This window comes from Bacillus sp. FSL M8-0077, assembly GCF_038050255.1.
GTDB lineage: Bacteria > Bacillota > Bacilli > Bacillales > Bacillaceae > Bacillus > Bacillus altitudinis.
On record NZ_JBBPAF010000001.1, the window covers coordinates 1,800,922 to 1,826,195 of the forward strand.

The 25,274-nt window shown below is 38.9% G+C and carries 29 protein-coding genes and 2 pseudogenes; 24 read left to right on the top strand and 7 right to left on the bottom strand.

The features are described from left to right. Positions 1 to 30: 30 nt before the first annotated feature. A complete protein-coding gene (locus NST57_RS09155; protein ID WP_142155121.1) occupies positions 31 to 480 on the top strand; it encodes an SACOL1771 family peroxiredoxin in 450 nt (149 codons plus the stop codon). A 46-nt stretch (positions 481 to 526) separates the two neighbouring features. Here the strand turns inward: NST57_RS09155 and erbB are convergent, their stop codons facing one another. The 4 genes from erbB to NST57_RS09175 all read right to left on the bottom strand — a co-directional run bounded on the left by erbB (position 527) and on the right by NST57_RS09175 (position 2,149). Then, complete coding sequence (gene erbB / locus NST57_RS09160) at positions 527 to 895, bottom strand: SMR family multidrug efflux transporter EbrB (RefSeq protein ID WP_341298422.1); 369 nt, start codon at positions 893 to 895, stop codon at positions 527 to 529. A 15-nt stretch (positions 896 to 910) separates the two neighbouring features. Then, the gene (gene erbA / locus NST57_RS09165; protein WP_142155123.1) at positions 911 to 1,228 is read right to left on the bottom strand and encodes an SMR family multidrug efflux transporter EbrA; all 318 of its coding nucleotides are present in this window, start codon (positions 1,226 to 1,228) and stop codon (positions 911 to 913) included. A gap of 2 nt (positions 1,229 to 1,230) precedes the next feature. After that, entirely contained in the window at positions 1,231 to 1,773 is a 543-nt protein-coding gene (locus NST57_RS09170) for a TetR family transcriptional regulator (protein WP_142155124.1), read from the bottom strand. 112 nt (positions 1,774 to 1,885) lie between these two features. After that, the gene (locus tag NST57_RS09175) at positions 1,886 to 2,149 is read right to left on the bottom strand and encodes a spore coat protein (RefSeq protein WP_142155125.1); all 264 of its coding nucleotides are present in this window, start codon (positions 2,147 to 2,149) and stop codon (positions 1,886 to 1,888) included. Positions 2,150 to 2,253: 104 nt separating this feature from the next. Here NST57_RS09175 and NST57_RS09180 point away from each other — a divergent pair, with 104 nt between their 5' ends. The 9 genes from NST57_RS09180 to NST57_RS09220 all read left to right on the top strand — a co-directional run bounded on the left by NST57_RS09180 (position 2,254) and on the right by NST57_RS09220 (position 9,128). Next, complete coding sequence (locus NST57_RS09180) at positions 2,254 to 2,655, top strand: YmaF family protein (RefSeq protein WP_007499437.1); 402 nt, start codon at positions 2,254 to 2,256, stop codon at positions 2,653 to 2,655. 69 nt (positions 2,656 to 2,724) lie between these two features. Then, a complete protein-coding gene (gene miaA / locus NST57_RS09185) occupies positions 2,725 to 3,675 on the top strand; it encodes a tRNA (adenosine(37)-N6)-dimethylallyltransferase MiaA (protein ID WP_142155126.1) in 951 nt (316 codons plus the stop codon). Positions 3,676 to 3,700: 25 nt separating this feature from the next. Beyond that, positions 3,701 to 3,922, top strand: coding sequence for an RNA chaperone Hfq (gene hfq, locus NST57_RS09190; RefSeq protein ID WP_003211269.1), 222 nt, complete (start codon positions 3,701 to 3,703; stop codon positions 3,920 to 3,922). A 161-nt stretch (positions 3,923 to 4,083) separates the two neighbouring features. Further along, positions 4,084 to 4,416 (top strand): YmzC family protein, encoded by a 333-nt coding sequence (locus NST57_RS09195; protein WP_142155127.1) that lies wholly within the window; start codon positions 4,084 to 4,086, stop codon positions 4,414 to 4,416. 79 nt (positions 4,417 to 4,495) lie between these two features. After that, complete coding sequence (locus NST57_RS09200; RefSeq protein ID WP_003212415.1) at positions 4,496 to 4,708, top strand: hypothetical protein; 213 nt, start codon at positions 4,496 to 4,498, stop codon at positions 4,706 to 4,708. A gap of 265 nt (positions 4,709 to 4,973) precedes the next feature. Then, on the top strand, positions 4,974 to 5,366 hold the full coding sequence (gene nrdI, locus NST57_RS09205; protein WP_017359034.1) for a class Ib ribonucleoside-diphosphate reductase assembly flavoprotein NrdI: 393 nt from the start codon (positions 4,974 to 4,976) through the stop codon (positions 5,364 to 5,366). Next, a complete protein-coding gene (gene nrdE / locus NST57_RS09210; RefSeq protein ID WP_142155128.1) occupies positions 5,326 to 7,428 on the top strand; it encodes a class 1b ribonucleoside-diphosphate reductase subunit alpha in 2,103 nt (700 codons plus the stop codon). The genes nrdI and nrdE overlap by 41 nt, the downstream gene beginning before the upstream one ends. A 17-nt stretch (positions 7,429 to 7,445) precedes the next feature. Next, positions 7,446 to 8,426, top strand: coding sequence for a class 1b ribonucleoside-diphosphate reductase subunit beta (nrdF, locus tag NST57_RS09215; protein ID WP_024720404.1), 981 nt, complete (start codon positions 7,446 to 7,448; stop codon positions 8,424 to 8,426). 84 nt (positions 8,427 to 8,510) lie between these two features. Further along, the gene (locus tag NST57_RS09220; protein ID WP_007499431.1) at positions 8,511 to 9,128 is read left to right on the top strand and encodes a hypothetical protein; all 618 of its coding nucleotides are present in this window, start codon (positions 8,511 to 8,513) and stop codon (positions 9,126 to 9,128) included. A gap of 55 nt (positions 9,129 to 9,183) precedes the next feature. Here the strand turns inward: NST57_RS09220 and NST57_RS09225 are convergent, their stop codons facing one another. Further along, positions 9,184 to 9,942 carry an N-acetylmuramoyl-L-alanine amidase gene (locus NST57_RS09225; RefSeq protein ID WP_341298423.1) on the bottom strand — a complete coding sequence of 253 codons (759 nt, stop codon included), beginning with the start codon at positions 9,940 to 9,942 and terminating at the stop codon, positions 9,184 to 9,186. 319 nt (positions 9,943 to 10,261) lie between these two features. Between NST57_RS09225 and spoVK the strand changes: the two genes are divergently transcribed. From spoVK to NST57_RS09280, 12 genes and pseudogenes are all read left to right on the top strand, one after another. Beyond that, positions 10,262 to 11,221 (top strand): stage V sporulation protein K, encoded by a 960-nt coding sequence (gene spoVK / locus NST57_RS09230; RefSeq protein WP_008344008.1) that lies wholly within the window; start codon positions 10,262 to 10,264, stop codon positions 11,219 to 11,221. A gap of 120 nt (positions 11,222 to 11,341) precedes the next feature. Continuing rightward, complete coding sequence (gene hflX / locus NST57_RS09235) at positions 11,342 to 12,604, top strand: GTPase HflX (protein WP_341298424.1); 1,263 nt, start codon at positions 11,342 to 11,344, stop codon at positions 12,602 to 12,604. Between the two features lie 18 nt (positions 12,605 to 12,622). Continuing rightward, on the top strand, positions 12,623 to 13,903 hold the full coding sequence (locus NST57_RS09240) for a methionine gamma-lyase family protein (protein ID WP_046343581.1): 1,281 nt from the start codon (positions 12,623 to 12,625) through the stop codon (positions 13,901 to 13,903). Positions 13,904 to 13,994: 91 nt separating this feature from the next. Continuing rightward, a complete protein-coding gene (locus tag NST57_RS09245; RefSeq protein ID WP_007499423.1) occupies positions 13,995 to 14,405 on the top strand; it encodes a MerR family transcriptional regulator in 411 nt (136 codons plus the stop codon). Between the two features lie 60 nt (positions 14,406 to 14,465). Beyond that, the gene (gene glnA, locus NST57_RS09250; RefSeq protein ID WP_335373675.1) at positions 14,466 to 15,800 is read left to right on the top strand and encodes a type I glutamate--ammonia ligase; all 1,335 of its coding nucleotides are present in this window, start codon (positions 14,466 to 14,468) and stop codon (positions 15,798 to 15,800) included. A 456-nt stretch (positions 15,801 to 16,256) separates the two neighbouring features. Then, on the top strand, positions 16,257 to 16,541 hold the full coding sequence (locus tag NST57_RS09255; protein WP_142155133.1) for a hypothetical protein: 285 nt from the start codon (positions 16,257 to 16,259) through the stop codon (positions 16,539 to 16,541). Positions 16,542 to 16,612: 71 nt separating this feature from the next. Beyond that, positions 16,613 to 16,828, top strand: a complete 216-nt coding sequence (locus NST57_RS09260) for an XtrA/YqaO family protein (RefSeq protein WP_142155134.1) — start codon at positions 16,613 to 16,615, stop codon at positions 16,826 to 16,828. 739 nt (positions 16,829 to 17,567) lie between these two features. Further along, a complete protein-coding gene (locus tag NST57_RS09265; RefSeq protein WP_142155135.1) occupies positions 17,568 to 17,843 on the top strand; it encodes a DUF3986 family protein in 276 nt (91 codons plus the stop codon). 401 nt (positions 17,844 to 18,244) lie between these two features. After that, a pseudogene (locus NST57_RS09270) lies at positions 18,245 to 19,414 on the top strand (ribonuclease YeeF family protein); the annotation flags it as partial. Positions 19,415 to 19,498: 84 nt separating this feature from the next. Next, positions 19,499 to 19,912 (top strand): annotated as a pseudogene (locus NST57_RS20350) (deaminase); the annotation flags it as partial. A 12-nt stretch (positions 19,913 to 19,924) separates the two neighbouring features. Then, positions 19,925 to 20,329: a hypothetical protein gene (locus NST57_RS09275; protein ID WP_341298425.1), complete on the top strand. Its 405-nt coding sequence runs from the start codon at positions 19,925 to 19,927 to the stop codon at positions 20,327 to 20,329. Positions 20,330 to 20,981: 652 nt separating this feature from the next. Continuing rightward, positions 20,982 to 21,638 (top strand): sulfotransferase family protein, encoded by a 657-nt coding sequence (locus tag NST57_RS09280; protein WP_341298426.1) that lies wholly within the window; start codon positions 20,982 to 20,984, stop codon positions 21,636 to 21,638. Positions 21,639 to 21,821: 183 nt separating this feature from the next. Here the strand turns inward: NST57_RS09280 and NST57_RS09285 are convergent, their stop codons facing one another. Both NST57_RS09285 and NST57_RS09290 read right to left on the bottom strand, forming a co-directional pair. Then, the gene (locus NST57_RS09285) at positions 21,822 to 22,082 is read right to left on the bottom strand and encodes a YesK family protein (protein WP_142155138.1); all 261 of its coding nucleotides are present in this window, start codon (positions 22,080 to 22,082) and stop codon (positions 21,822 to 21,824) included. Positions 22,083 to 22,116: 34 nt separating this feature from the next. Continuing rightward, entirely contained in the window at positions 22,117 to 22,536 is a 420-nt protein-coding gene (locus tag NST57_RS09290; RefSeq protein ID WP_142155139.1) for a stress protein, read from the bottom strand. 191 nt (positions 22,537 to 22,727) lie between these two features. Here NST57_RS09290 and NST57_RS09295 point away from each other — a divergent pair, with 191 nt between their 5' ends. Continuing rightward, positions 22,728 to 23,567, top strand: coding sequence for an SMI1/KNR4 family protein (locus NST57_RS09295; protein ID WP_142155140.1), 840 nt, complete (start codon positions 22,728 to 22,730; stop codon positions 23,565 to 23,567). Positions 23,568 to 24,180: 613 nt separating this feature from the next. Then, the gene (locus NST57_RS09300; protein WP_142155141.1) at positions 24,181 to 25,272 is read left to right on the top strand and encodes a response regulator aspartate phosphatase; all 1,092 of its coding nucleotides are present in this window, start codon (positions 24,181 to 24,183) and stop codon (positions 25,270 to 25,272) included. The last annotated feature ends 2 nt before the right edge of the window (positions 25,273 to 25,274 follow it).

The following is a 25,274-nucleotide window of genomic DNA, read 5'->3' on the forward strand; positions in this document are numbered from 1 at the left end:
TAAAAAGTGATAACAAAAGGAGAGACAGATATGGCACGTCATCATTTTCATCTTCAAGCGAGCTGGCCTGGTTTGCGTAACGATGTGGGGACAATCGAATGTGAACAGTTAAAGACGAAGATTTCCATTCCAAAAGAAATGGATGGACCGGGTATTGGAACAAATCCAGATGAGATGCTCCTAGGTGCAGCGGCTACATGTTATATCATTACACTTGCAGCCATGATGGAGCGGAGTCAATTAGAGAAAGAGGATCTATTGATGAGCTCTGAGGCAGTTGTCGATGTGACAAACGGTGTGTTTACATATGAGAAAATCATTCACCGTCCTGTCATCATTCTCAAAGAGTCGGCTACTGCACAGGACATAGAACGAGCTCGTATGCTTGCACATAAAGCTGAAAGCTCATGTATGATTTCTAGAGCTGTGCAAGGGAATGTCCATATTTCTTTAGAAGAAACCATCAAAGCTGGTTATTAAGATAAAAAAGTCATTTTCTCTTGATTAATGGAGAAAATGACTTTTTTTATGACGTCCATTCGGTTTGATCGAGTGGTTCTTTCTTTTCTTCCTTTTGTTTTTTGGATTGATTTAAGACAATGACGCCGCATATGACAAGTGCAAGACCAATGAATCCTTTCATATGAATGGTTTCGTTAAATAGCACGAGGCCCACAAGAGCAGTAAGTGCTGTACCGACCCCAGACCAAGTGGCATATGCAGATGACAGCTCAATTGTTTTGAGTGCCAAACTGAGAAAGGTAAAGGCGCACCCAAATCCGATCAGCACTCCCATACTCGGCAGCACCTGTGTAAAACCTTGCGAAAGCTTCAGCATTGTACTGCCAAAAACCTCTGTCAAAATGGCTCCTGTTAAATAAAGCATTCCTTTCATATCACTTCACATCCTTTAAGACATATTTAATAGTACGACCCCTGAAACAAGCATTGCCATTCCAATAAGTGCTTTACGGTTTAAGGTTTCTTTGAAAAAGAGCACGCCAAAAAAAGCCGTGAGGACAGTACCGACCCCAGACCATGTGGCGTAAGACATGCTAAGTGGAATGATATTTAGGGTCAATGACAGCATGTAAAAAGCAAGTGTATAGCCAGCGACAACGACAGCGCTAGGTTTAAAGCGTGTGAAACCATTTGATAGTTTCAGCATCGCTGCCCCAATCGCTTCTGAAAAAATGGCGACAGCCAAAAAAAGATATCCGAGGATCATCATCATCCCTCCTCTAAAATGTGTAAAATTCGATGAAGTAAAAGGGTTTTTTCCTCTCGATTCAATGGTTCAAGCTGAAACATTTCTGAAAACCATATGCCATCACAGGCAAGACGAATCAGCTGGCTAAGTGCAGAATCATTGATTTCCTCGGCTGCTTTTTCTTTAAATTCCGCATAAAAATGACGCCAAGGATTTAATAACGCTTCATCAAATGACATGGTTGCCAGCATACTTGTACATAGCTGTGTGGTGTTTTGCCTATCAAGATCATTTAATGTGGCCAATATATAGGCACGTACATAAGGCGCCTTTTCGTTTTTGTATGTTTCCTGATACGTGTCAAGCTGCTGACGAAAAGAGGCAACCGCATGCTCATTCATCTGCTGGATCAGTTCTTCCTTGCTCGAAAAATGATACAGTAGTCCGGCTTTGGTCATATTTGCATGTTCTGCCACCTGCTGAAGGGTGAGCTGACCCAATCCTTCTTTTAGAATGGTGTGAGCTGCTGCTTCAAAAATTTGTTCTTTTTTCGTTTTAGACATAAAAAAAACACCTACTTTACTGAACGGTCGGTAAAGTAAATGTTAACCTATGAAAAACAAACGTGTCAATCGATTCATTTTATAAGAGGATGTTTTCACTAAATTGTCATTTTTAATAATAAGGGTATGGTCCATATGGCGGATATTGCGGTGGATAAGGATAACCATAGCCATATCCTGGAGCGAGGAGCGACCCAGCTAGAAGCCCTCCAGCAAAACCACCTAAAAATGGCGGTCCAAAAAATCCAGGTCTCCCATAGCCGAAACCAGGGCGTCCAAATCCAAACCCAGGTCTTCCAAAACCAAATCCAGGGCGTCCAAATCCAAAAGGTCTTCTCATCTCATCTTGAACAAACGGTGCGTCAAAATAATTCATAAAAAAAGGCTCCTTTCACATAAAATCACTGTAACTGACATCAGTGTATTCGAATGGCCTACATGTGTTTGGGTGAATGCCTAAAATAAGGAGGAATGTAAAAAATGGGCCTGTATCCATCTGATTGGGCTAAATGTCCACCTCATGCTCATGCTTATAAAGCGCGAACGGATGTAACAGAAGAACATTATCATTTAATAGAAGGTATTTCTCAGCCTGTGAATGGAAGCAGTACTGACAGACATACTCATTATTACCGGGGGATCACGTCGTTTGAAAGAGGGCATTTCCATAGATATTATGGCGTCACTGGACCTGCTATCCCAAGAGTGGACGGGACGCACTATCATGAAATTGAGGAAGTCACGTTTTCTGCCTATACCGATTCTGTCCCGATTCCATACGGGGGAGTCGTTTACAGTCCAGATGAAGAAAGGCCGACGCATAAGCACCGTTTAAAAGGAAAGACATATGAAGTGGTCGGGAATGAACCACTTGGCTGGTGACGAGGAGTATATAGGAGAGAAAGAGAAGTTATGCTATACTGTAGGCAGTTTGTAAAAGAGAGTGATGTTATGAAAAAACAACCAGTGATTGTATTAGTAGGTCCGACGGCTGTCGGAAAAACAAAGCTGAGCATTGATATAGCGAAAGCATTTAATGGAGAAATTATCAGCGGGGATTCGATGCAGATCTATAAAGGGATGGATATTGGCACAGCGAAAATCACCCTGGAAGAAATGGAAGGCGTTCCGCACCATTTAATCGATATTAAACAGCCGGACGAATCGTTTTCTACAGCTGAATTTCAGCAGCTTGTCCGCTTAAAAATCAAAGAGATTGCTGCGAGAGGGAAAACGCCCATGATTGTTGGTGGAACTGGGCTATATATTCAGTCTGTTTTATATGATTACACGTTTACTGATGAGAAAAGTGATCCTGCTTTTAGAGAAGAGATGACGCTGTTTAAGCAGCAGCATGGACCGATCAAGCTGTATGAAAAGCTAAGAGAAGCCGATCCTGAGGCTGCAAAAGCGATTCATCCGAATAACGTCCGCCGCGTGATCAGGGCGCTTGAAATCATCCATACAACAGGTCAGAAAATGTCTGATATGCAAAACGGGCATCAAGAAGTTCCTCTGTATGACACTGCCTTCATTGGGCTGAAAATGGACCGAGAGCTTTTGTACGAGCGCATTCATCAAAGAATTGATATGATGTTAGATGAAGGCTTAATTGAAGAAGTGAGCGCACTTTATCAATCTGGTTTGAAAGATTGTCAGTCTGTTCAAGCGATTGGTTATAAAGAGTTGTATGCCTATTTTCAAGGCAACTGCTCACTTGATGAAGCCATCCAGCAATTAAAACAAAATTCCCGAAGATATGCGAAGCGTCAGTTTACGTGGTTCCGTAATAAAATGGATGTCACCTGGTTTGATATGACACCACCTTGCCACTTTTCAGACAAAAAAGAGGAAATTTTCGCATATATAGCAGGAAAGCTTGGACTTAAAGCGAAACTGTAGTTATCAGAATCAAGGAGGACGAAACATGAAACCGATTAATATTCAGGACCAATTTTTGAATCAGATCCGCAAAGACAATACATTTGTCACCGTATTTTTACTGAATGGCTTTCAGCTTCGCGGTCAAGTAAAGGGATTTGACAATTTCACGGTGCTGCTTGAGACAGAAGGGAAGCAGCAGCTTATTTATAAACACGCGATTTCAACATTTGCACCTCAAAAAAATGTAAATCTTGAATTAGAATAAACACCAATTTTCACCAATAGCCCCATGCATCTGCGAATAAACCGGCCGAAACCCGCTACGTTTTTTGTCAGTGCAGAGGGGCTATTTTGCATGCCATGAAACTTTTCTGTCTAAGCTGCGTATAAATCCTTATTGGACATTGAAAAGGTGAGGGGATTTATATGGAAAATGCAGAGCTTGAATTAAGAAGGATTCGAGTGATTCTTCTTTTGATTGGAATCGTTGTCTTATTTGGATCATGCGCCATCTCGAACATCGAAACGAGACAAGAAAGTTGGCATAACCATTCTGGTGAGCGTGATCGGAGCCATGTTGATGGTCTTTTACCATCATCTGTTGCGCTAAAAAATAATCACATTGCTGTTGTGAAAGATGATGAAGTATATGTATACCGGTTTGATGAAAAAGAAGGAGAGCTGACGCTCGTTACCTCAAAGTACATAGATGAATGGGATGAAGATGATGGTGATAGTGAAGACTTCGATGAAGAGTAAGCACGTAAATTTACAAATGATTGTGAAGTCGCTACACTATAATCATGCATCAGACATCTAGACAGAAAAGGATGAGTTCATGACACACAAAATTAAAATTAATCATTGGGAACAAACTTGTGAAGATGACTCCTGTTTCGAATATGGAACAAGCGTTTCTGTAAACGGGAAAGAGTTAGTAAGAGAAGCCTCGATCGTCTCTGCGCTTGAAGCGGTGCTGAAAGAATTAGGTGTTGAAGTGGAAATAACAGAAGTGTCAGAAGATTTACAGTGCGATGCCTACAAAAAATAAAACAAAAAGTCTAGTCTACTAAGCGATTTTTTTTCGTGTTATGATAGATTTCGGTTTCAGTTGAATAGGGAGTAGGGCAGTCTATTTTTAGAACCTGCTCTGCTCTATTTATTTGAACGTACGAGTTCGGCTATGAATGTTCGGCCGGGTTGGTTGATTTTTTTCGTTTTGAGCATCTATATATTGTGTTTTAAAAAAACATAGTATACTATATATAGTGAATAACGGAATGATCAACAATACTAAAAACTAGGTCGTGATGGAATTGATTCAAATCGTATTTGATTCAAAAACAGGAAATGTTCAACGCTTTTTGGACAAGACCCCTTTTACAGACAAACGAAAATTGACTGGAGAAGAGTTTTTGGATACGCCGTTTATTCTCGTCACCTTTACGACAGGATTTGGACAAGTCCCTGGTACCACGCAGTCATTTTTAGAGAAAAATGCGCACCTTTTACTAGGTGTAGCGGTGAGCGGGAACAAAGTGTGGGGAGATAACTTTGCCAAAAGCGCCGATACGATTTCTAAACAATATCAAGTTCCTATTTTGCACACCTTTGAACTAAGCGGAACAAAAAGGGATGTTGAATTGTTTACACAGGAGGTAGAAAGAATTGTCACAAAATCAGGTTCCAAAGTGGATACAATTAAATAACGAGATTATGATTCAAAAAGAAGGAAAGTTTCAGTTCGACAAGGACAAAGAAGCTGTACATAGTTATTTCGTAGATTATATTAATCAAAACACAGTCTTCTTTCACAACTTAGAAGAGAAGATTGATTACTTAATAGAAAACGACTACTATGAGGAAGAATTTTTAAGACAATACAGCATGTCAGATATTAAAGAAGTATTTGAAGCTGCATATGCCAAGAAATTTAGATTCCCATCATTTATGAGTGCGTTTAAGTTTTACAATGATTATGCACTGAAAACAAATGACAAAAAGAAAATCCTTGAACGCTATGAAGACCGCATTTCAGTTGTGGCTCTTTTCTTTGCGGGCGGAGACAAAAAGAAAGCACTTGAGTTTGTGGAGCTGATGATCAACCAAGAGTATCAGCCAAGTACACCAACATTCTTAAACGCAGGCCGTAAAAGACGTGGTGAGCTGGTGAGCTGCTTCTTGCTTGAAGTGAATGACTCATTAAACGATATTTCAAGAGCCATTGATATTTCCATGCAGCTTTCTAAATTAGGCGGCGGCGTCAGCTTGAACCTTTCAAAGCTTCGTGCGAAAGGTGAAGCGATCAAAGATGTAGAAAATGCGACCAAAGGTGTCGTAGGCGTCATGAAACTTCTTGATAATGCATTCCGATATGCAGATCAAATGGGACAAAGACAAGGTTCAGGCAGTGCGTACCTGAATATATTCCACAGAGATATTAATGATTTCTTAGATACGAAAAAAATCTCTGCGGATGAAGATGTTCGTGTGAAAACACTTTCGATCGGTGTCGTCATCCCAGATAAATTTATCGAGCTTGCTAGAGAAGATAAAACAGCTTACACATTCTATCCTCATACAGTTTATAAAGCTTATGGACAGCATCTTGATGAGATGGATATGGAAGAAATGTATGACGAGCTTGTAGAAAACCCGAAAGTCAAAAAAGAAAAAGTCAATCCGAGAAAACTTCTTGAAAAATTAGCTGTTCTGCGCTCAGAATCAGGCTATCCATATATCATGTTCCAAGATAATGTGAATAGAGAGCACGCACTGAACCATATTTCACGTGTGAAATTCTCAAACCTTTGCTCAGAAGTACTTCAAGCATCAGAAGTCTCTTCTTACACGGACTATGATCAAGATGATGAGATCGGACTTGATATTTCTTGTAACCTTGGTTCTTTAAATATCATGAACGTGATGAAAAACAAATCCATTGAAAAAACAGTCAAGCTTGCAACGGACTCACTCACACTTGTGTCTGAAACAACAGATATCCGCAATGCACCAGCTGTTAGAAAAGCGAACAAAGCGATGAAGTCAATTGGACTTGGTGCGATGAACCTTCATGGGTATTTAGCTCAAAACCAAATCGCTTATGAAAGTGAAGAAGCAAGAGATTTCGCTAATACGTTCTTTATGATGGTGAACTATTACTCCATTAAGCGTTCAAGTGAGCTTGCAAAAGAAAAAAGGGAAACATTCCACCGTTATGAGGGCTCTGGTTATGCAACAGGTGAGTACTTCAATAAATACGTAGAAAATGATTTCACTCCAAAAACAGAAAAAGCGGCTGCGCTATTTGAAGGCATGCACATTCCAACAAAAGAAGATTGGGCAGCACTCAAAGACTTTGTAGCGGAAAATGGCATGTACCATAGCTATCGATTATGTATTGCGCCAACAGGTTCTATTTCGTATGTTCAATCGGCAACAGCGTCTGTGATGCCAATTATGGAACGTATCGAAGAACGAACATACGGAAACAGCAAAACGTATTATCCAATGCCAGGACTTTCAGCACAAAACTGGTTCTTCTATAAAGAAGCATACGATATGGACATGTTTAAAGTGGTCGATATGATCGCAACCATTCAGCAGCACGTCGATCAAGGAATCAGCTTTACATTATTCCTAAAAGATACGATGACAACGCGTGACTTAAATCGCATCGATCTTTATGCACACCATAAAGGCATTAAGACACTTTATTATGCAAGAACGAAGGATACAGGGCAGGAAGGCTGTCTTTCTTGTGTTGTTTGATTAAAGGAGAGTTTAACGTGACAAAAATTTATGATGCAGCCAACTGGTCAAAACACGAAGACGATTTTACACAAATGTTTTACAATCAAAACGTCAAGCAATTCTGGCTTCCAGAGGAGATTTCCTTAAACGGGGATCTCTTAACATGGAAATATTTAGGCGAAAAAGAGCAAGATACGTACATGAAGGTACTGGCTGGACTGACGTTACTTGATACAGAACAAGGAAATACAGGAATGCCGATAGTGGCTGAACATGTGGACGGCCATCAGCGTAAAGCCGTGTTAAACTTTATGGCCATGATGGAAAATGCAGTTCATGCGAAATCATACTCAAATATCTTCATGACGCTTGCACCGACTGAAACGATTAGTGAAGTATTTGAATGGGTCAAGAAAAATAAATTCTTGCAAAAGAAAGCAGATATGATTGTAGGTCTGTACCGTTCCATTCAAAAGGATGACCCGATCTCCTTATTTAAAGCAATGGTTGCTTCCGTGTATTTAGAAAGCTTCCTATTCTATAGCGGCTTTTACTACCCGCTATATTTCTACGGTCAAGGAAAGCTTATGCAAAGTGGTGAAATCATTAACTTGATTTTGCGCGATGAAGCGATTCACGGTGTTTATGTTGGATTGTTAGCACAAGAAATTTACAACAAACAAACACCTGACGTGCAAAAAGAGCTCTATGATTTCTCTATCGATCTGCTTAATGAGCTTTATGAAAATGAACTTCATTACACAGAGGATATTTATGACCAAGTCAATTTATCGCATGATGTGAAAAAGTTCATTCGTTACAATGCCAATAAAGCGTTAATGAACCTTGGATTTGCCCCTTACTTTGAAGAAGAAGAGATTAACCCGATTGTGTTGAACGGACTCAATACAAAAACAAAGTCTCATGACTTCTTCTCGATGAAAGGGAACGGCTACAAAAAAGCAACAGTTGAGCCGTTAAAAGATGACGATTTCTTCTTTGGAGATGAATCATAAGTAAAACGCAAAAGTCAAAACGCATCACTCGTTTTGGCTTTTTGCCATTTCAGATAAAGCGTTACATACTGGAGGTTACCGAACATGGGAAAAATGGACGAAATGATTTTAGTTGCACCGCGCGCACGCGTGTTCCAAAACGAAACACTTGCGTTTAATGGTGTGAATAGTGAAGAGAAAACAATCAGCACCATTATGAAAGAAATCGAAGAGCACTTCGAGCAGATGCGAAGAGGCGATGCAGAAGAAAATCCTGACTTCAAACAGCCGATACCTTATGTTGTGATTAAGCGTGAGGACGAAGTGTATGTATATGAAAGACTTCAAGGCGGGGGAGAGACTCGCTTACATCATAAATTATCTCTTGGCTTTGGCGGTCATATGAATTTCATTGAAGGAAAAAAATTTGCTGAGATTCTAAAAGAAAATACCGATCGTGAACTGGACGAGGAACTTTCGATTCAAGAAGAAGACAAACTTGAAATGAAAACCCTTGGGCTCATCAATGATGATGACAACAGTGTCGGACGTGTGCACATCGGACTATTATCAGCCCTTGAATTATCGCCGGGTGCTCATGTAGAAGTAAAAGAAACAGATCAAATCTCAGGAAAATGGATGAAAGTAACAGATTTGAAAAAGCCTGAGTACTTCGATCGTCTTGAAACATGGTCTCAATTTGTCGTGAACATTTTAGCATAATTGGATAGACAACAAACCGGCTCTAAAGATGACTTGAGCCGGTTTGTTTTTTAGATTATTGAAAAACGAATGCGTCGTGACCGGCCTGCTTTAATCGAGCGACGAGGTCATCTGCATTTTGCTTTGAACGGAAAGCGCCAGCTTGGACTCGGTACATGCCGCTATCCAGTACGACCAGCGCTTCAAACCCTTTGGATCTGAGTGTAGCTGCTAGTTCATCCGCATTGGCTTTGACCTTGAAAGCCCCGGCCTGTACTTTATATAGGTTACTTGCTTTTTTTTTCAATTGAAGGGCTTTTTCTAATCCAATGGCATGAGCACGAGCGATCCTTTGAAGGAAAGTAGCGTTACGGAGCTTATTTGCATCAGCTGCCGTATCAATGAAACCGTTTTCAGTTAAAATAGCAGACATAGAAGTTTCCCGAAGAACGTGGAAGTTCGCCGTTTTCTTGCCGCGGTCGGCAAAATCAACGGAGCGGACAATCTCATCATGAAGGGCATTGCGATACGTGGTGGTTGGTGCTGAAACGCCAGGGTACACATAACTTTCAAAACCTGTGCCTCCGCCAGCATTAATATGAATAGACACGAAATAGTCAGCTCCCCAGCTGTTTGCCGCATTCGTACGCTGGGATAACGTGACGGATTGGTCAATTGAACGACTTAAGCGGACGGAAACCCCATCATATTCACTAATCAACATATCTCTCAGAAAAAGCGCAATTTGCAGTGTGATATTTTTCTCCAAAAGTCCATTAGCAGCAGCTCCAGAATCTGTTCCTCCGTGGCCAGGATCAATAAAAATTTTCACCATCTATTCATCACCTCATCTTTATTTTATGAGGAAATAGAAAAATTGCCTGTACAAAATGCGGAAATCATTGAGACTCTTTTCTGCACAATTTGGGATGAAAAGGCGCCATTTTTCTAAGAAAAAACAAATTGTTGGTTTGTCCGCCCGAAATGGATGAATACAATGGAAATAGCACATCATTTCCTGGGAAACCGCACAATCCCCTACAATAACCGGTATCTCGGGTCATTTTGACAGTAAACCGATCTAATGCGGGCGATTGTCACGATTACAGCTCCACCCGAATAGAGTAAAGAGAGAAGAGCGAGAGGTGAATACGTTGGAGCGAGCTGTCACATATAAAAATAACGGCCAAATCAACATTATACTTAATGGACAGAAGCAAGTATTGGTTGATGCAGATTCAGAGGCAGAATACTTAGAGGCCTTGCAAAAAAATGAGGCCAAACACAGCATCTTACGAGAAATAGAACGAGAAATGAACAGCCTTGTCGGAATGGATGAAATGAAACGAAACATAAAAGAAATTTATGCTTGGATTTTTGTGAATCAAAAAAGACAAGAACAAGGATTAAAGGTAGGAAAGCAAGCGCTTCATATGATGTTTAAAGGAAATCCCGGCACAGGGAAAACAACGGTTGCACGGCTTGTCGGGAAGCTTTTCTTTGAAATGAATGTTCTTTCAAAGGGGCACTTAATTGAAGCAGAGCGAGGGGATCTTGTTGGAGAGTACATTGGACATACAGCTCAAAAAACAAGAGATTTGATTAAAAAATCACTAGGCGGCATTTTGTTCATCGATGAAGCCTATTCCCTTGCCCGCGGAGGAGAGAAGGATTTCGGGAAAGAAGCCATTGATACGCTTGTAAAACATATGGAGGATAAGCAGCATGAATTCATTCTCATTTTAGCTGGTTACTCCAAGGAAATGGATCATTTTCTTTCTTTAAACCCTGGTCTGCAATCGAGATTTCCGATCAATATCAACTTCCCTGATTATACGGTCGATCAGCTGATGGATATTGCAAAACGAATGATGGCCGATCGGGAATATGTCTTTACCCAAGAGGCAGAATGGAAACTGCGAGACTATTTAATGCACATCAAGAGCACAACGAGTCCTGCCAAATTCAGTAACGGCCGTTTTGTACGAAACACCATTGAAAAAGCGATCCGAACTCAGGCGATGAGGCTGCTTCTTGTGGATCATTATGATAAAAAAGATTTACTTACGATTAAAAGCCATGATCTGCAAATGAAAGAGGATACGCCTTCTTGAAATGGCGTATCCTTTTTGTAAAGAGACAAGAAATTAAACCTTCCGAATGGTGGTATACGTGTGATGTGTTTGGTATGATGGTACTACTGAAACTTAAGTACAGAAAGGAAACAACTGACGTTGAATGAACATGAAATGATCGAAAAAGCGATCCTTGTCGGCTGTCAACTGCCGCATATAACGGATGAACGCTTTCAATATTCTATGGAAGAATTAGCTTCCTTAACCAAAACAGCTGGCGGTGAAGCTGTCAGCGTTATGACGCAAAAAAGAAATAGACAGGACAGCGCGACTTACATCGGGAAAGGGAAAGTGGAAGAGCTTGAAGTGCTTTGCGAGGAGTTAGACTGTGAGGTTATTATTTTTAATGACGAGCTTTCGCCCAGCCAGTTAAAAGCTTTGGCGACTGCCTTAGATGTGAAAATTATTGACCGTACGCAATTGATTCTAGACATCTTTGCAAAAAGAGCCCGTACAAGAGAGGGGAAGCTGCAAATAGAGCTTGCCCAGCTTCAGTATGCCTTGCCGAGGCTGAGTGGACAAGGGATCAGCCTTTCAAGACAAGGCGGCGGAATTGGCGCAAGAGGTCCAGGTGAAACAAAACTTGAAACAGACAGACGTCATATCCGAAACCGCATACACGAAATTCACGGACAGCTGTCTGCAGTCAAAGAACACCGCACAAGATACCGCGAACGCCGTAAGAAAAATGGCGTATTCCAAATCGCTATTGTCGGGTACACAAATGCCGGGAAATCTACATTGTTTAACCAGTTAACAGAAGCGGATAGTCATGAAGAAGATTTGTTGTTTGCCACACTTGATCCAATGACGCGTAAAATGACACTTGAATCTGGCTACAGTGTGCTGATTTCAGATACAGTTGGTTTTATTCAAGACCTTCCAACCACACTGATTGCAGCATTTCGTTCCACCCTTGAAGAAGTAAAAGAAGCAGACTATTTGCTTCATGTGATCGATTCTTCAAATGAGGATTATGAAGGGCACGAACGAACGGTTCATAAGCTTTTAGAAGAATTAGAAGCTGACCGTATTCCGATGCTGACTGTCTATAACAAAAAAGACCAAATCCGGCCGGATTTTATCCCTTCCTCAAAGCAGCGCCACATTTTAATCAGTGCTAGGCGCGAGGAAGATGTGAAGCGGTTAAAAGCGGATATCATGGCCGAACTGAAAAAAGATTTTTTAAAGCCATATCATGTAAGGATTCCGGCATATGAAGGAAAACTCATATCTGCCTTAAAGTCAGAAACCTTGGTGGAATCATTGGAATTTCAAAAGGAAGCAGAGCTTTATGACATCACTGGATTTAGTGGTGAGGAGCAAACCATATTAGGACAAATCAAGAAGTATATGTTGTAGGAAAGGAATTAAATCACGATGTTTCACACTTTAAAACATGGCACCATTTTAGAAAAAATAGCAGCAGAAGCAGAACAAGACATTTCACAAATACATCAGCAAATTGATCGAAAGAGCGAACAAAATGAGTGGCGGGTTCTTGAAAGCTACCGGAAACATAAAGTCAGTGACTCTCATTTTAACCCGACAACTGGTTATGGCTACGATGATATGGGAAGAGACACGTTAGAAAAGATCTATGCGGATGTATTTGGAGGGGAAAGCGGTCTTGTACGCCCGCAGATCATTTCTGGAACACATGCCATTTCCATCGCCTTATTCGGTGTGCTAAGACCTGGCGATGAATTGATCTACATGACGGGGAAACCTTACGATACCCTAGAAGAGATTGTCGGGATTCGCGGCAAAGAAGGGACAGGCTCATTAAAAGATTTTCAGATCGATTACAAAGCCATTGATTTGCGTCAAGATGGATCTGTCGATTTCGACAAAGTCAAAGAATCTATTTCCCCAAAAACAAAAGTCATCGGGATTCAGCGTTCTAAAGGGTATGCTTCAAGACCATCCTTTACAATAGAAGAAATTGAACAAATGATTTCATTTGTGAAAGACATCAATGAGGACATCATAGTGTTTGTTGACAACTGTTATGGTGAATTTACTGAATTACAAGAGCCGTGTCATGTGGGCGCAGACCTTATGGCAGGTTCTCTCATTAAAAACCCAGGCGGCGGCCTTGCCAAAACGGGCGGCTACATCGTCGGAAAAGAAAAATGGGTAGAAGCTTGCTCTTATCGAATGACATCTCCAGGCATCGGCAGTGAAGCGGGTGCATCGCTGTATGCGCTCCAGGAAATGTATCAAGGATTTTTCTTAGCACCGCATGTTGTTGCACAAAGTTTAAAAGGCGCCGTGTTTACAGCGCGTTTTCTTGAAAAACTCGGGTTCCAAACAAACCCGTCGTGGAATGCGAAAAGAACCGACTTGATTCAATCTGTAGAATTTGGAGACCCTAAAAAAATGATTGCATTTTGTCAGGCCATTCAATATGCATCACCGATTAACAGTCATGTCACACCGCATGCGAGCTATATGCCGGGATACGAGGACGATGTTATTATGGCAGCGGGCACATTTGTCCAAGGAGCCAGCATTGAATTATCAGCCGATGGTCCGATCAGACCGCCGTACACAGCCTATGTTCAGGGCGGTCTCACGTATGCCCATGTGAAAAATGCGATTTGCAGTGCTGTAGATGCCTTATTAGAGCAAGGTTTTATTGAAGTGCCTGCTCGATAAAAAAATCCATGTTAATATTCCTAACATTTCGTTGACACATAATATAACATGACATATAATAAATTTAAGCAAAGAGGAGGAGACAGTTGAGATGAGTGATAACATTCGCCGCTCAATGCCTTTATTCCCAATTGGGATTGTCATGCAGCTAACAGAATTATCTGCAAGACAAATTCGCTATTATGAGGAAAATGGTTTAGTATTTCCAGCTAGAAGTGATGGGAATCGCCGATTATTTTCTTTCCATGATGTTGATAAATTACTAGAAATCAAAAACCTCATCGAACAAGGTGTAAACATGGCAGGAATCAAAAAACTTTTTGCCAAAGCTGAGGCAGAAAATCCATCGTCTGAAACAAAGACAGAGGAGAAAACCACAGCGAAGCACAACTTGACAGATGATGAACTCAGGAAGCTACTGAAGAAGGAACTTATTCAGGCTGGACGTTTCCAACAAGGAACGACCTTTAGGCAGGGGGATATGTCAAGGTTCTTCCGTTAACCAATTAGCAAAAGCATTGCTATACACATTTTACCTTTTGTAGGGGAGGAGTTTTACGAAATGGCAAAGTACACAAGAGAAGATATCGTAAAATTAGTAAATGAGGAAAACGTAAAGTACATCCGTCTGCAATTTACAGACATTCTCGGAACAATTAAAAATGTTGAGATTCCTGTGAGCCAGTTAGAAAAAGCTCTCGATAACAAATGTATGTTTGATGGTTCATCTATTGAAGGGTTTGTACGTATCGAAGAATCAGATATGTACCTATATCCAGACCTAAACACGTTTGTTATTTTCCCTTGGACAGCAGAAAAAGGTAAAGTTGCACGCTTTATTTGTGACATTTATAAGCCAGATGGAACACCATTTGATGGAGACCCTCGTAACAACTTAAAGCGTATCTTGAAGGAAATGGAAGAACTAGGATTTAGTGATTTCAACCTTGGACCTGAGCCAGAATTCTTCTTATTTAAATTAGACGAAAAAGGCGAGCCAACGCTCGAACTAAACGATAAAGGTGGATACTTTGACCTTGCACCAACAGATTTAGGTGAAAACTGCCGCCGTGACATCGTGCTTGAGCTTGAAGAAATGGGCTTTGAAATCGAAGCATCTCACCACGAAGTAGCACCTGGTCAGCATGAAATTGATTTCAAATATGCAGGCGCGATCCGTTCTTGTGATGACATTCAAACGTTCAAGCTTGTTGTGAAAACAATCGCTAGAAAGCACGGTCTTCATGCGACATTCATGCCAAAACCATTGTTCGGTGTAAACGGATCTGGTATGCACTGTAACCTATCATTATTTAAAAATGGTAAAAACGCATTCTTTGATGAAAAAGCAGATTTACAATTAAGCGAGACGGCAAGACACTTTATCGCAGGTATCGTGAAGCACGCAACAAGCTTTACAGCGGTCACAAATCCAACGGTGAACTCTTACAAACGTCTTGTACCTGGCTATGAAGCACCTTGCTATGTAGCATGGAGTGCACAAAACCGCAGCCCATTGATTCGTATCCCTGCATCACGCGGCATCAGCACACGTGTAGAAGTGCGCAGCGTAGACCCATCTGCAAACCCATACCTTGCACTAAGCGTATTACTTGCAGCAGGTCTTGACGGCATCAAAAACAAACTAGACGCACCAGCGCCAATCGACAGAAACATCTATGTCATGGACAAAGAAGAGCGCCTTGAAAACGGTATTGCTGACTTACCTGCAACACTTGCAGAAGCACTTGAGCTGCTCAAGTCAAACGAAGTCATGGTCAACGCACTAGGCGATCACTTATTCGAGCACTTCATCGAATCAAAAGAAATCGAATGGGATATGTTTAGAACCCAAGTACACCCATGGGAACGCGATCAATATATGTCTCAGTATTAATCAAGAAACCCCTTGAAACCATTGGCTTCAGGGGGATTTTGTTTTTGAGGGTGTTTCTAATATTTCAAAATGAGGAAGCAGCCACCCGCAATTCACCCACAAAAAAATGATAAAAAATCACTCCATTATCTTGGTGATATACTCTTCATATTTATTCGTTGAATCTGTGTCTATTTTTTCCAGTATGAGGTCCAAGCCAACGAAGCTGTACCGATGTAGAAAGATGAGAAGCAGCTGCTAATGATTAGATTGCCCTCAAAGTGTGCAAGACGATTCTGACGAGAATGATCAAAAAGAAGAGGAAGAGAAGACGGGGATGCATAAGGTGCTACGCAAACGATTAAGACGGTGGTTCCTGCTTTATCGCTTAGAGGATTTACATCGTGTTCATCTCTATGAACCACTTAAAAAATATGAACTGCTTAGTCGGATCAGGAAAGGGTGGAGGATTATCAGATGAAAAACAAATTCTTAGAAGGAGACTGGATTAAAGCATCTAGGAAAGGAAAAAGAGAACAACTTAATAAAGCTTGTTATGTACTTAAAGTAGCCGAGGATGACATTTTAGTAAGGTTCCTTAGTGGTAATACCTTGGTTGTTCCAAAGTCTTGGGCTGAAAATTTGGATGAGGCACTTACTGAAGATGATCTGAAGGCTTTGATTGATTTGTCTTTAGATTTAAGGGACGAACACTTCTTTAAAATGTGTTTACGTGATTTGCAAGCTCTTCAGGGCAAATAAAAAGAACCGAAGCACAAGGCTCCGGCTCTAATGAATCTCGACAATTCATTATAACATGGGAGGCCTTGTGAATGAATAATCCTTACAAACTTACGGACTCAAATATCTCCATTGATAACTTTATGACCAAAGGAGAAGTGAAAGTCATTATCCTAGATGGTCATTCCAACAATGTGGTGTTGGCTGAAACACCAATGTACGGTAAAACCGAGATCACTACACGTGATGGCCAGTTCACAAATTTAAATTATACAAGTTCTCACAGAATAGAAGATAGAGCTTCCTAATTACTTGAAAAAATCTAAAAAATGCCGATTTAATAAAGAAGAATATTGAAAAAGTGTGTATTTATGGACTATTTTGGATTTCTTAAAACGATGGGGATACCAGGTAATTTGGCTGCTGCAACTATACTTTTTATTATCATTTTCAAATTAATAAGACCTATTAATTTATTATCATCAAGTATCTTTGAACAAAAGTTGTTAACTAAAGATATGGTTATACTATTATTAAGTATTAAATATCTTGGACAGACTTTATGGTGGGTATTGATTAATTTCTATACTTTATATTTTTGACGTACCGTCCTGGACAGGGGATCCAGGTTTATCTCCCATGATAGGATCAATTTTTTTTGCAATTGGTGCTCCAACTTTTTTTTAATTTATTCTATTAACAGTGAATTCCCTTCAAAACTTAAATCTGTTAAAAGTAAGAATATTATTAGTAATACTTTTCATGATTTGTTTATTTTGCTATTATTTTCCGTTGAAAGGGAATGCAAAAAGGATGGAAAGTAGCTAGACCATATGTACAGAAAGCATTAAAGGCGCCTCAAAATTATATTATTGATGGCCCTGGATCAGGAAGGCGCATTATACAGGTACGTAGCAAAAAAACCAAAAAACCACTATTCAGACTAGATTATGCACCTATAAAACATGGAAGACCTGCTGTTCTGCATTATCATGTTCCACCTAATCTAAAAGATCATCATGTTATTTTCTAAAGGGGAGATCAACGTTGCTTAACTTAGACGATACAATGCATTTGCATGTAGGCTATTATGAAAATGATTTAGATTATGAAGGTGTGTTTTTTAAAAGTTTAGATTCAGGGAAATGGTTATTGTTTTTTGATCAAGAAAGCTATGGTATCAAACTTAAACAAAAATATGAAAAATATGATGATTTTGGTTTGTTGGTTGGAGAGTCTAATATTGATGATGAAGATATTGAGGATAAAGGTGATGCATTGTTCGAACAATTTCTAAAAGAAAATGGTTTAATAAAAGCATAGCGTTTTTGTGTGATACGTTACAATAAATAAAATGATATAGAAGAAGATATCTTTATCTGTTTAAAGACTGTTATGTAGACTTTAAAACTTTTCTAGAAGTATATTGATTCTGAAGGCGATGCGTTTTGGGAATAATAGAACCAAAGTGTCCATTTTTATGGGCACTTTTTTTATTTGCATTGCCGAGAACAAGCGAACATGAATATTTTGTCCAGAAAGAAGAACCTGCGGACGCTGATCATTGGGCACTTTAAGTGCCACAATGGGTGTCCGCTTTTATGTTGTATCTTTATTCCTATTTAATGATAAGTTTTGTGTTGATAAAATTGACCTTGTCAATGAATAGGAGGGAGTGACTTCTGCTGAGGAAGATACTTGATGCAAAAGCACTAACTAGTGCCATGGATACAAGGGCAAAACACTATCAGGAACTCCGCGAACAAATGATAGATTTAAAAAAGGCATTACAAGGTGTTGCCAACCTCGGTGACGACTTCACTGGAAAAGGTGCCGATAACATTAAAAGCTTCTACAAAGAACTCGCCGGAAATGTGGACATGTTTATTAGCTACATTGATAAACAAAAAGCCTTTCATGAAGGTGTTTCTGGGACATTTGATGATACAAATTTTGGCGGCGACACCTTTGTAGAAGAACACTTTTTAGACAACGCTGTACATATGGGAATCAAGAATGCCAAAAGCATCGTGAAGGATCAAAAAAAGGCACTCAAAACGATTTTTCAAGATATTGATGACCTCATTTCTCTGGAGGTATTTGATAGTAAAACCTTTGACGGAAAAGATTGCAGATGCGGAAGATGAACGGAAAAAGACGGTTAAGGATTTAATTGAACTTGATCAAAATTTAAAAGATGAACATGCTTTGTCAGAAACTGAGGAGAAGGCTACAATGGCATTGTACGCAGAAATGATGAATGCGACAAATGATGGAAAATCCATTTCGCCTATGAATTTTGACAAGAAAGCGTATCAAAATAGCGAAATATACAAGGCAAAAAGCGATATTGAGAAGCAAACTTCTGAATATCTGAAAATCAAAAAAGATCAAGAAGAAGCCCGCAAAATCGCAAAGGAACAAGAAGCACTCGCCAACCGTCCTTGGTATGAAAAAGCACTAGATTATGGGGGAAACATTGTCAATGAGCTAACAGGTGTGAATGATCAAAGCGTGCAGCTACGGGCGTCGATCCAATCACAGGTGAAGAGCTTACGGCAGGCCAACGAGTCGCTGCAGGTGGCATGGCAGCAGCCGGTTATATCCCTATCGTCGGCTGGGCAGGACGCATTTTTAAAGGCGGGAAAGCCGTCTATAAAACCACCCAAGCCACGTCAGCCGCAGTCAGAGCGGTCGACATCTATAAGACGTCACAAAAATCTTTTGATGCCCTAAAGACATCCCAAAAAGGTTTATACGGGCTCACCGCGACCAACGGCTTCAGCGAAGCGATTACAGGTCGAGACATGTTTGGAAACAAGGTCTCGAAAGAACAGCAGGAAGCAAGTATGAATGCTGCGCTTGCAATGCTTTTACCGTTTGGTATGAAAGGAACTATAAAGAAAACTCCAGGAGTTATCCAAAAGTCAAATAAACAAATTAGTGAAAGCTATGATGAAATAAAGAGATTCAGGGAAAAAGCAGGATTAAAACCTTATGCTATTGATTCTGGTGATACGGTAGCAGCAGTTAAAGTTAACGATAGGACATTTTTTGGAGTGAATTCCACGATCACTAAAGAGTCTCAAAAAGCAACAAGGGAGCTAAGACAAAAGTGGTCAAAAGAGGTACAATGGGTTCCACCTAAAAAGAGTTCCCCTAAACATTTAGGCCATGCTCAGTCATTGACACATGCAGAATCTCATTCATTAATTAGAGCTTTTGAAAAGGAAGGTCAATTACCGAAAAAAGTAACTATGTTTGTAGATAGGAAGACTTGCAATATTTGTAGAGGGGAAATGCCAGCCTTGCTAAAAAGGTTGGGGGTTGATGAATTAGAAGTTTATAGTGGTGGATTAGAAAAACCTTTAGTTATCAAAGCAACTAAATAAGGAGGAAATTTCGTGATTGTATATAATGGACCAGTTGAAGAACCAATTGAAAACCCAGGAGAAGAATTTATTAAAAATATTTTCTTTGAAAAAGAAGCGGATTATTGGAAACAAGGAAGTGGAGATTCTTGTTTTGAGGTAGAAGGAGAAGATGAATGGCTTATTTTCTTTTATGATGAGCCATATGGATTCTTTATCATGAGACATCCTGATTATTTAGTCCCTTTGAAAAAGGATGTTGAAATAGAAACAATAGAGCATTTGGTTGGTGGAGAACCAGTGAAAGTACCATCATGCAGTTATGTAAGGCGAGAAGAAGCATATAGAATTGTTCAACACTTTTTAAGTACAAAAACTATGCCTGATTTTGTTGAATGGGTTGATTTATATGACATCGATTTTGAACATGATTTTTAAAACTAGAGTGTCCATCTTTATGGGCACTTTTTTATTTGCATTGCCGAGAAAAAACCGAGAAAAAGCCGACAAAAAGGGGGATAAAAAGGGGACCTTTTTTCCTAAGTGGATCATCGTATGATAGAGACAAGCAAAACGAACGTGAATATTTTGTCCAGAAGGAAGAACCTGCGGACGCTGATCGTTGACCACTCTAAGTGCCTTGATTGGTGTCCGCTTTTTTATTGGGAGACGCGCCTTTCCCTTATCAATGGCGTATCTGGATACGGAACAAAGGTGTTGAGGAATGTGGCCATACTAGAGGTACATTCTGAGCATAGCAGCTGGTCTGCGGCGGTCGTATCGAGGACAGTTTTTCATTTTACTTGATGATGGAGCGTACTTGGCATCAACGAGTGAACTGTCATTGTGCGGTTGATCCAGTTATTGTAGGGTTGTCAACTGAGGAAAAAGAAGAGATTAGAAGAAGAGTCTTATAAAATCACTATTGAAAAATGATTGAGTAGTTGACACCACTTGTCTTTAGAATCAGAAAGTACCAATTTATATGCATACTAAAAATTCGTTGTGTGGAAATCAAAATGTGTAATGGAATGAATACTGATTGAATACATTCATTTAAACATCATTACATTGTGAGAAGGTGAGTAACATGGACAGCAGGTTGTTTTTAGTATTATGCAATCATCGGTCTGGATCTAGTGCTGTAGCTGGGGTGTTGCATCATTTAGGTATACATATGGGGGAACATTTAATCGGCCCATCTAGCTCGAACCTGAAGGGGCATTTTGAGAATATTAATTTTGTCATAATGAATGATAAGATATTGGAGTCATTAAACTCTTTTTGGTTTGCGCCTCCTTCACGATCAAGTGTCCTTTCTAACCAATTTCCTAAAGACCAAATTCGTTCTTTTCTTAGTAATCAAGTAAAACCAGCGTGGGGAGTAAAAGATCCTCGCACAGCACTAACTTTCGATATTTGGAAGCCTTTTTTTGAGGAAATTTCTGATATCACTTTTATATTTGTTTGGCGCCCTATTGAAGAGTCTGTTTCTTCACTTGCTTTAAGGGAGGGTTTTGGTGAGCGAACTGCAGCTTTTATTTTAAAAATATATGAAGATAACCTTAAACGAATTCGAAAAGAGCTTGAACAAAAAGAAAAAGACATAATTGATATAAATTTCAGTGATCTATTGGGTAACCCAGAACCGTTTGTAAAAGAGGTCAATTTTAGATTGAATAAAAAAGAAGATCAAAATATCGAAAATGTTAAGGAATTTCTTGATGGAAAGTTAAAGCACTTTTAAAGCGTGAGAAAAAGGAATTAGCATGAAGAATCCAGATCTAATTAATTATGAAACAGATTGATAAGGATGTACAATAATGCCCCTTTTTGATACTTTTTTATGGATGAAAAAGATATTCTGGATATCTTGGAGTACTATAAAGATTAAAAAGTACGCAACTTCTGAATTGGAAGTTGCTCTATGTTATTCACTCCTAAAATAACTCAAGATGGCATTTATAATTAAAGTGATCACAGATGCAACCAGTAAAGATATACTGATTGCACCCAATCCTAAACCTTCCCAACTTCCTACGAAAAAACTTATTAATAATAAGATAATACTTACGAGGATGAGAATCGATGATATTCCATACTGTAAAGGTATATTTTGTCTTTTAAAGATAAAACAAACACCTAGTATAACAATCGTAAGGATAACTGTTATCGGCCAAAATGATGACATTTGTTGACCTTCCTTCTTTTGGAAATATATGGAATTATTTTATTTCCTCATCCATTACTTTCTTATACTTTTCAAATTCAGCATCTTTCATTTCTCCGTTCATTTGTAATAAAAAGTTTCCTTTTGAATAGGTGTGAGAGAAGAACATAGATCCAGCATTGCCTAACTCATCATAATAAGATTTCGCCTGCTGTAAATCAGTTTCATTTCCAAATTTAAAAATCCTTCCGCCAGCATTTTCACCTAAGGAAGGAACGAGAATTCTTTTTCCTTCTTCTCTTATATTTCCAAACTCTTTTTGTTTAAGATCAGATGGTTTTTCTGCTTCAAGTCCAGCACTTTTAAAAGCTTCAATAATGTTGCCTGTGGTGAGCTGTTTTTCATTAGATGCTGCGCTACTGCAAGCTGTTAGTATCATTAAACAAGTAAAAATGAATACAAATAATTTCTTCATGTTGGATCCTCCTGATTTTTAGGTGCAAAGGAAATTTTACATGAAGTACCTTCTTTTTACTATCGTTTCGACAAAAATAGACATTGTGAATGACTAAGTAACAATTATTCTTCTTTTATTTTGACTGAATTGTCAAATATACTCATCAAGGTGGTATACTTATGTGCATATTTTACTAGGAGGCATTTACCTTGAAATCATTTTGGGAAATAGACGAGGAAGGTTACTATACGTTAAAAAAGGTCAACGAAGCAGAAATAGCTAAAGCTGAAAAGAAACTTGGAGTCATTTTACCAGATACATATAAAAAGCTCATTATGGAACAGAATGGTGGTTATACCATTCATAATGCTTTTCCAACCACTCACTCTAATTCATGGGCTGAGGATCATATTCAATTTAATCACCTGCTGGGAATTGCTGAAGATGAGGGAATTATGGATAGTCCCTATTTAATAAAAGAGTGGGAGCTACCAGAAGGGCTTGTTCTAATTAGCGGTGATGGACATACTTGGGTAGCGATGGATTATCGAAAAACGAAAGAGAATCCTGCAATTCATTATTTCGATGTTGAGATGGAAGAAGACTTTAAATTAGCAGATTCTTTTGGTGAATTTATTCAGGGGCTTTATACAGCTGAGTACAGTGTTGATGAGGAAGCAGCAGAGGGTGAATATGAACTTCCTGAAGATCATTTAAGTAAAGAAGAACTTGAAGCCATATTTGAATTGGACGTCCTTGATGAAGGTAATTTGTATAAAATTCAATATTACCCGATGGTTGATTTGAACGAAATTGAATGGTTTTTTAAAAAGATGCAATATCACATTGAAAAAACAAAAGATGAAGATGATCTTTATGAAGTAGCTGATACGATTATTAACATTCTCTTATTGAATCCAAATATGCCAATCAACGATAAAATTAATGAGATTTTACAGCAAATAGCTAAATTTCTAGAAAAAAATGATGAACCACTATTAGTGAATCTCGGAGAACATATTGCAATGAAAACAAGTTTCCTTTATTAAGATTTGAGCTGGCAAAGGTTGGCCATACTGGTGGAAGCTCATTTTAGGAAAAATGCAAAAGAGAGCATTCTGTCTAGAGTTGCTCTATATTACATCAGTTTTTATTAATCAGTAATTCAGTGCTTTAAAAAACAATAAATCAACGTTGATGATCCACGAAGACATATAAAGACAATATAGTACACTTGTGGGAACGCGATCAGTATATGCCTCAATATTAATAAAGAAAAGCCCTTGAACTCATTTGCTTCAGTGTTTTAAAAAAGAGAATAAGTGTTCCTATAGAAAATGTTTTATAGTTGTTTCTCCACTACTAAATTCAATATCACTTCTAAGCAATCATGTTTTGTAGAGGAAATGCTTCTTCTATGTAATAAATCTACCTTAGAAAACACTTGTTACTTCTTGTGTTACAGTATACCTATGTTTAACTATTTACTGCCATGTCATTCCTATTTTAATGCGTTCTACACAAAACATACCTTTTATAAATGCACACTATTGCATTTTTGCGGGATACCGAAAACTTTTAAAATAACCACCTTGTCTTTACATATGTTGTAAATTCCGTGTTAAAATTATACAAAGGAAATGATAGCAAGGGGGTAATGGAATGTCGAATTTGATTTCTTCTGTAGATGTAGCAAACACTCTCAACAAATGGTATTTACATATTAAAAAAAGGGAAGTTTCACAAGCAGTAGAGTTGAGGGATGAGATTCAAGATATGTTAGACGAAATGGAAGAAAATCAAGATGTTTTACTCTATTTCAATATTCTTGATTACAGGTTTAAGGTACTGATGGAAGATTTAGTGGGGCAACCAACAATCACAGAAAGTGAAAGAGTCAAAACAGATGACATGCTAAGGTTTTACTTTTATCTTTTTAAAGGTATGTATGAGAGTGCAAAGAATAACTATTCAGAAGCTCTAGTCCTATTCAGAGTAGCTGAGAGACAATTGGACAAGGTACATGATGAAATTGAAAAGGCTGAGTTCCATTATAAAATTGGTACACTCTACTATTTCAATAAGGTCACCCTCCTTTCTCACCATCATCTACAAACAGCAAAGGACATCTATAAGGGTCATGAAGGCTACAGCATACAGACCATAAACTGTAATATGTTGTTGGCACTGAATTTGATTGATGATGGTAGACTAGATAAAGCTGAAAAAATGCTTTTGGATTGTATTGATAAACTGATTGAAAAGAATGATAAGAGATTGTTAGCGTTAGCTTATTATGATCTAGGATTTCTAAAAATTCAGGATGACCACCATATAGAAGCAATTGAATATTTCAACAAAGCAATTTCCGCAGATGATCTAAAACAGTCAGCTCCTGTTTCCTACTTACAATGTGCGTATGAATTTGCAAGATCAAGCTATAAATCAAATCAGTTGAATCAGGCAGTAAGTTGGGTTGCTGAGGGGAAAACCTTTTCTAAAGAACAGCAGAACACAAACTTTATTTTGAAATTCAATATCCTTGAGAAATGTTATACAACACCACAGGAAAGCTATGAGGATATTAAGAAAGAACTAGGACTTTTGGAAGAAAGAAAAGCATATGTTGATATAGAGGCTTTAGCTCCTGATGTTGCCTCCATTTATAAGAAGTTAAATCTTTATGAAGAAAGTAACTATTTCTTGGAATTGGCTTTAAAATCTTGTACGCTTATAGGAAAGGAGGTCATATGATC

Bases quoted from the DNA above. Each gene is read 5' to 3' on its own strand.
- NST57_RS09290 (WP_142155139.1), bottom strand. From the start codon at position 22,536: ATGAAGAAATTATTTGTATTCATTTTTACTTGTTTAATGATACTAACA.
- NST57_RS09280 (WP_341298426.1), top strand. From the start codon at position 20,982: ATGGACAGCAGGTTGTTTTTAGTATTATGCAATCATCGGTCTGGATCT.
- NST57_RS09155 (WP_142155121.1), top strand. From the start codon at position 31: ATGGCACGTCATCATTTTCATCTTCAAGCGAGCTGGCCTGGTTTGCGT.
- NST57_RS09240 (WP_046343581.1), top strand. From the start codon at position 12,623: ATGTTTCACACTTTAAAACATGGCACCATTTTAGAAAAAATAGCAGCA.
- NST57_RS09175 (WP_142155125.1), bottom strand. From the start codon at position 2,149: ATGAATTATTTTGACGCACCGTTTGTTCAAGATGAGATGAGAAGACCT.
- NST57_RS09285 (WP_142155138.1), bottom strand. From the start codon at position 22,082: ATGTCATCATTTTGGCCGATAACAGTTATCCTTACGATTGTTATACTA.
- hfq (WP_003211269.1), top strand. From the start codon at position 3,701: ATGAAACCGATTAATATTCAGGACCAATTTTTGAATCAGATCCGCAAA.
- NST57_RS09220 (WP_007499431.1), top strand. From the start codon at position 8,511: ATGGGAAAAATGGACGAAATGATTTTAGTTGCACCGCGCGCACGCGTG.
- NST57_RS09300 (WP_142155141.1), top strand. From the start codon at position 24,181: ATGTCGAATTTGATTTCTTCTGTAGATGTAGCAAACACTCTCAACAAA.
- NST57_RS09255 (WP_142155133.1), top strand. From the start codon at position 16,257: ATGAAAAACAAATTCTTAGAAGGAGACTGGATTAAAGCATCTAGGAAA.
- NST57_RS09170 (WP_142155124.1), bottom strand. From the start codon at position 1,773: ATGTCTAAAACGAAAAAAGAACAAATTTTTGAAGCAGCAGCTCACACC.
- erbB (WP_341298422.1), bottom strand. From the start codon at position 895: ATGAAAGGAATGCTTTATTTAACAGGAGCCATTTTGACAGAGGTTTTT.
- NST57_RS09245 (WP_007499423.1), top strand. From the start codon at position 13,995: ATGAGTGATAACATTCGCCGCTCAATGCCTTTATTCCCAATTGGGATT.
- miaA (WP_142155126.1), top strand. From the start codon at position 2,725: ATGAAAAAACAACCAGTGATTGTATTAGTAGGTCCGACGGCTGTCGGA.
- NST57_RS09225 (WP_341298423.1), bottom strand. From the start codon at position 9,942: ATGGTGAAAATTTTTATTGATCCTGGCCACGGAGGAACAGATTCTGGA.
- glnA (WP_335373675.1), top strand. From the start codon at position 14,466: ATGGCAAAGTACACAAGAGAAGATATCGTAAAATTAGTAAATGAGGAA.
- NST57_RS09195 (WP_142155127.1), top strand. From the start codon at position 4,084: ATGGAAAATGCAGAGCTTGAATTAAGAAGGATTCGAGTGATTCTTCTT.
- erbA (WP_142155123.1), bottom strand. From the start codon at position 1,228: ATGATCCTCGGATATCTTTTTTTGGCTGTCGCCATTTTTTCAGAAGCG.
- NST57_RS09200 (WP_003212415.1), top strand. From the start codon at position 4,496: ATGACACACAAAATTAAAATTAATCATTGGGAACAAACTTGTGAAGAT.
- NST57_RS09260 (WP_142155134.1), top strand. From the start codon at position 16,613: ATGAATAATCCTTACAAACTTACGGACTCAAATATCTCCATTGATAAC.
- NST57_RS09180 (WP_007499437.1), top strand. From the start codon at position 2,254: ATGGGCCTGTATCCATCTGATTGGGCTAAATGTCCACCTCATGCTCAT.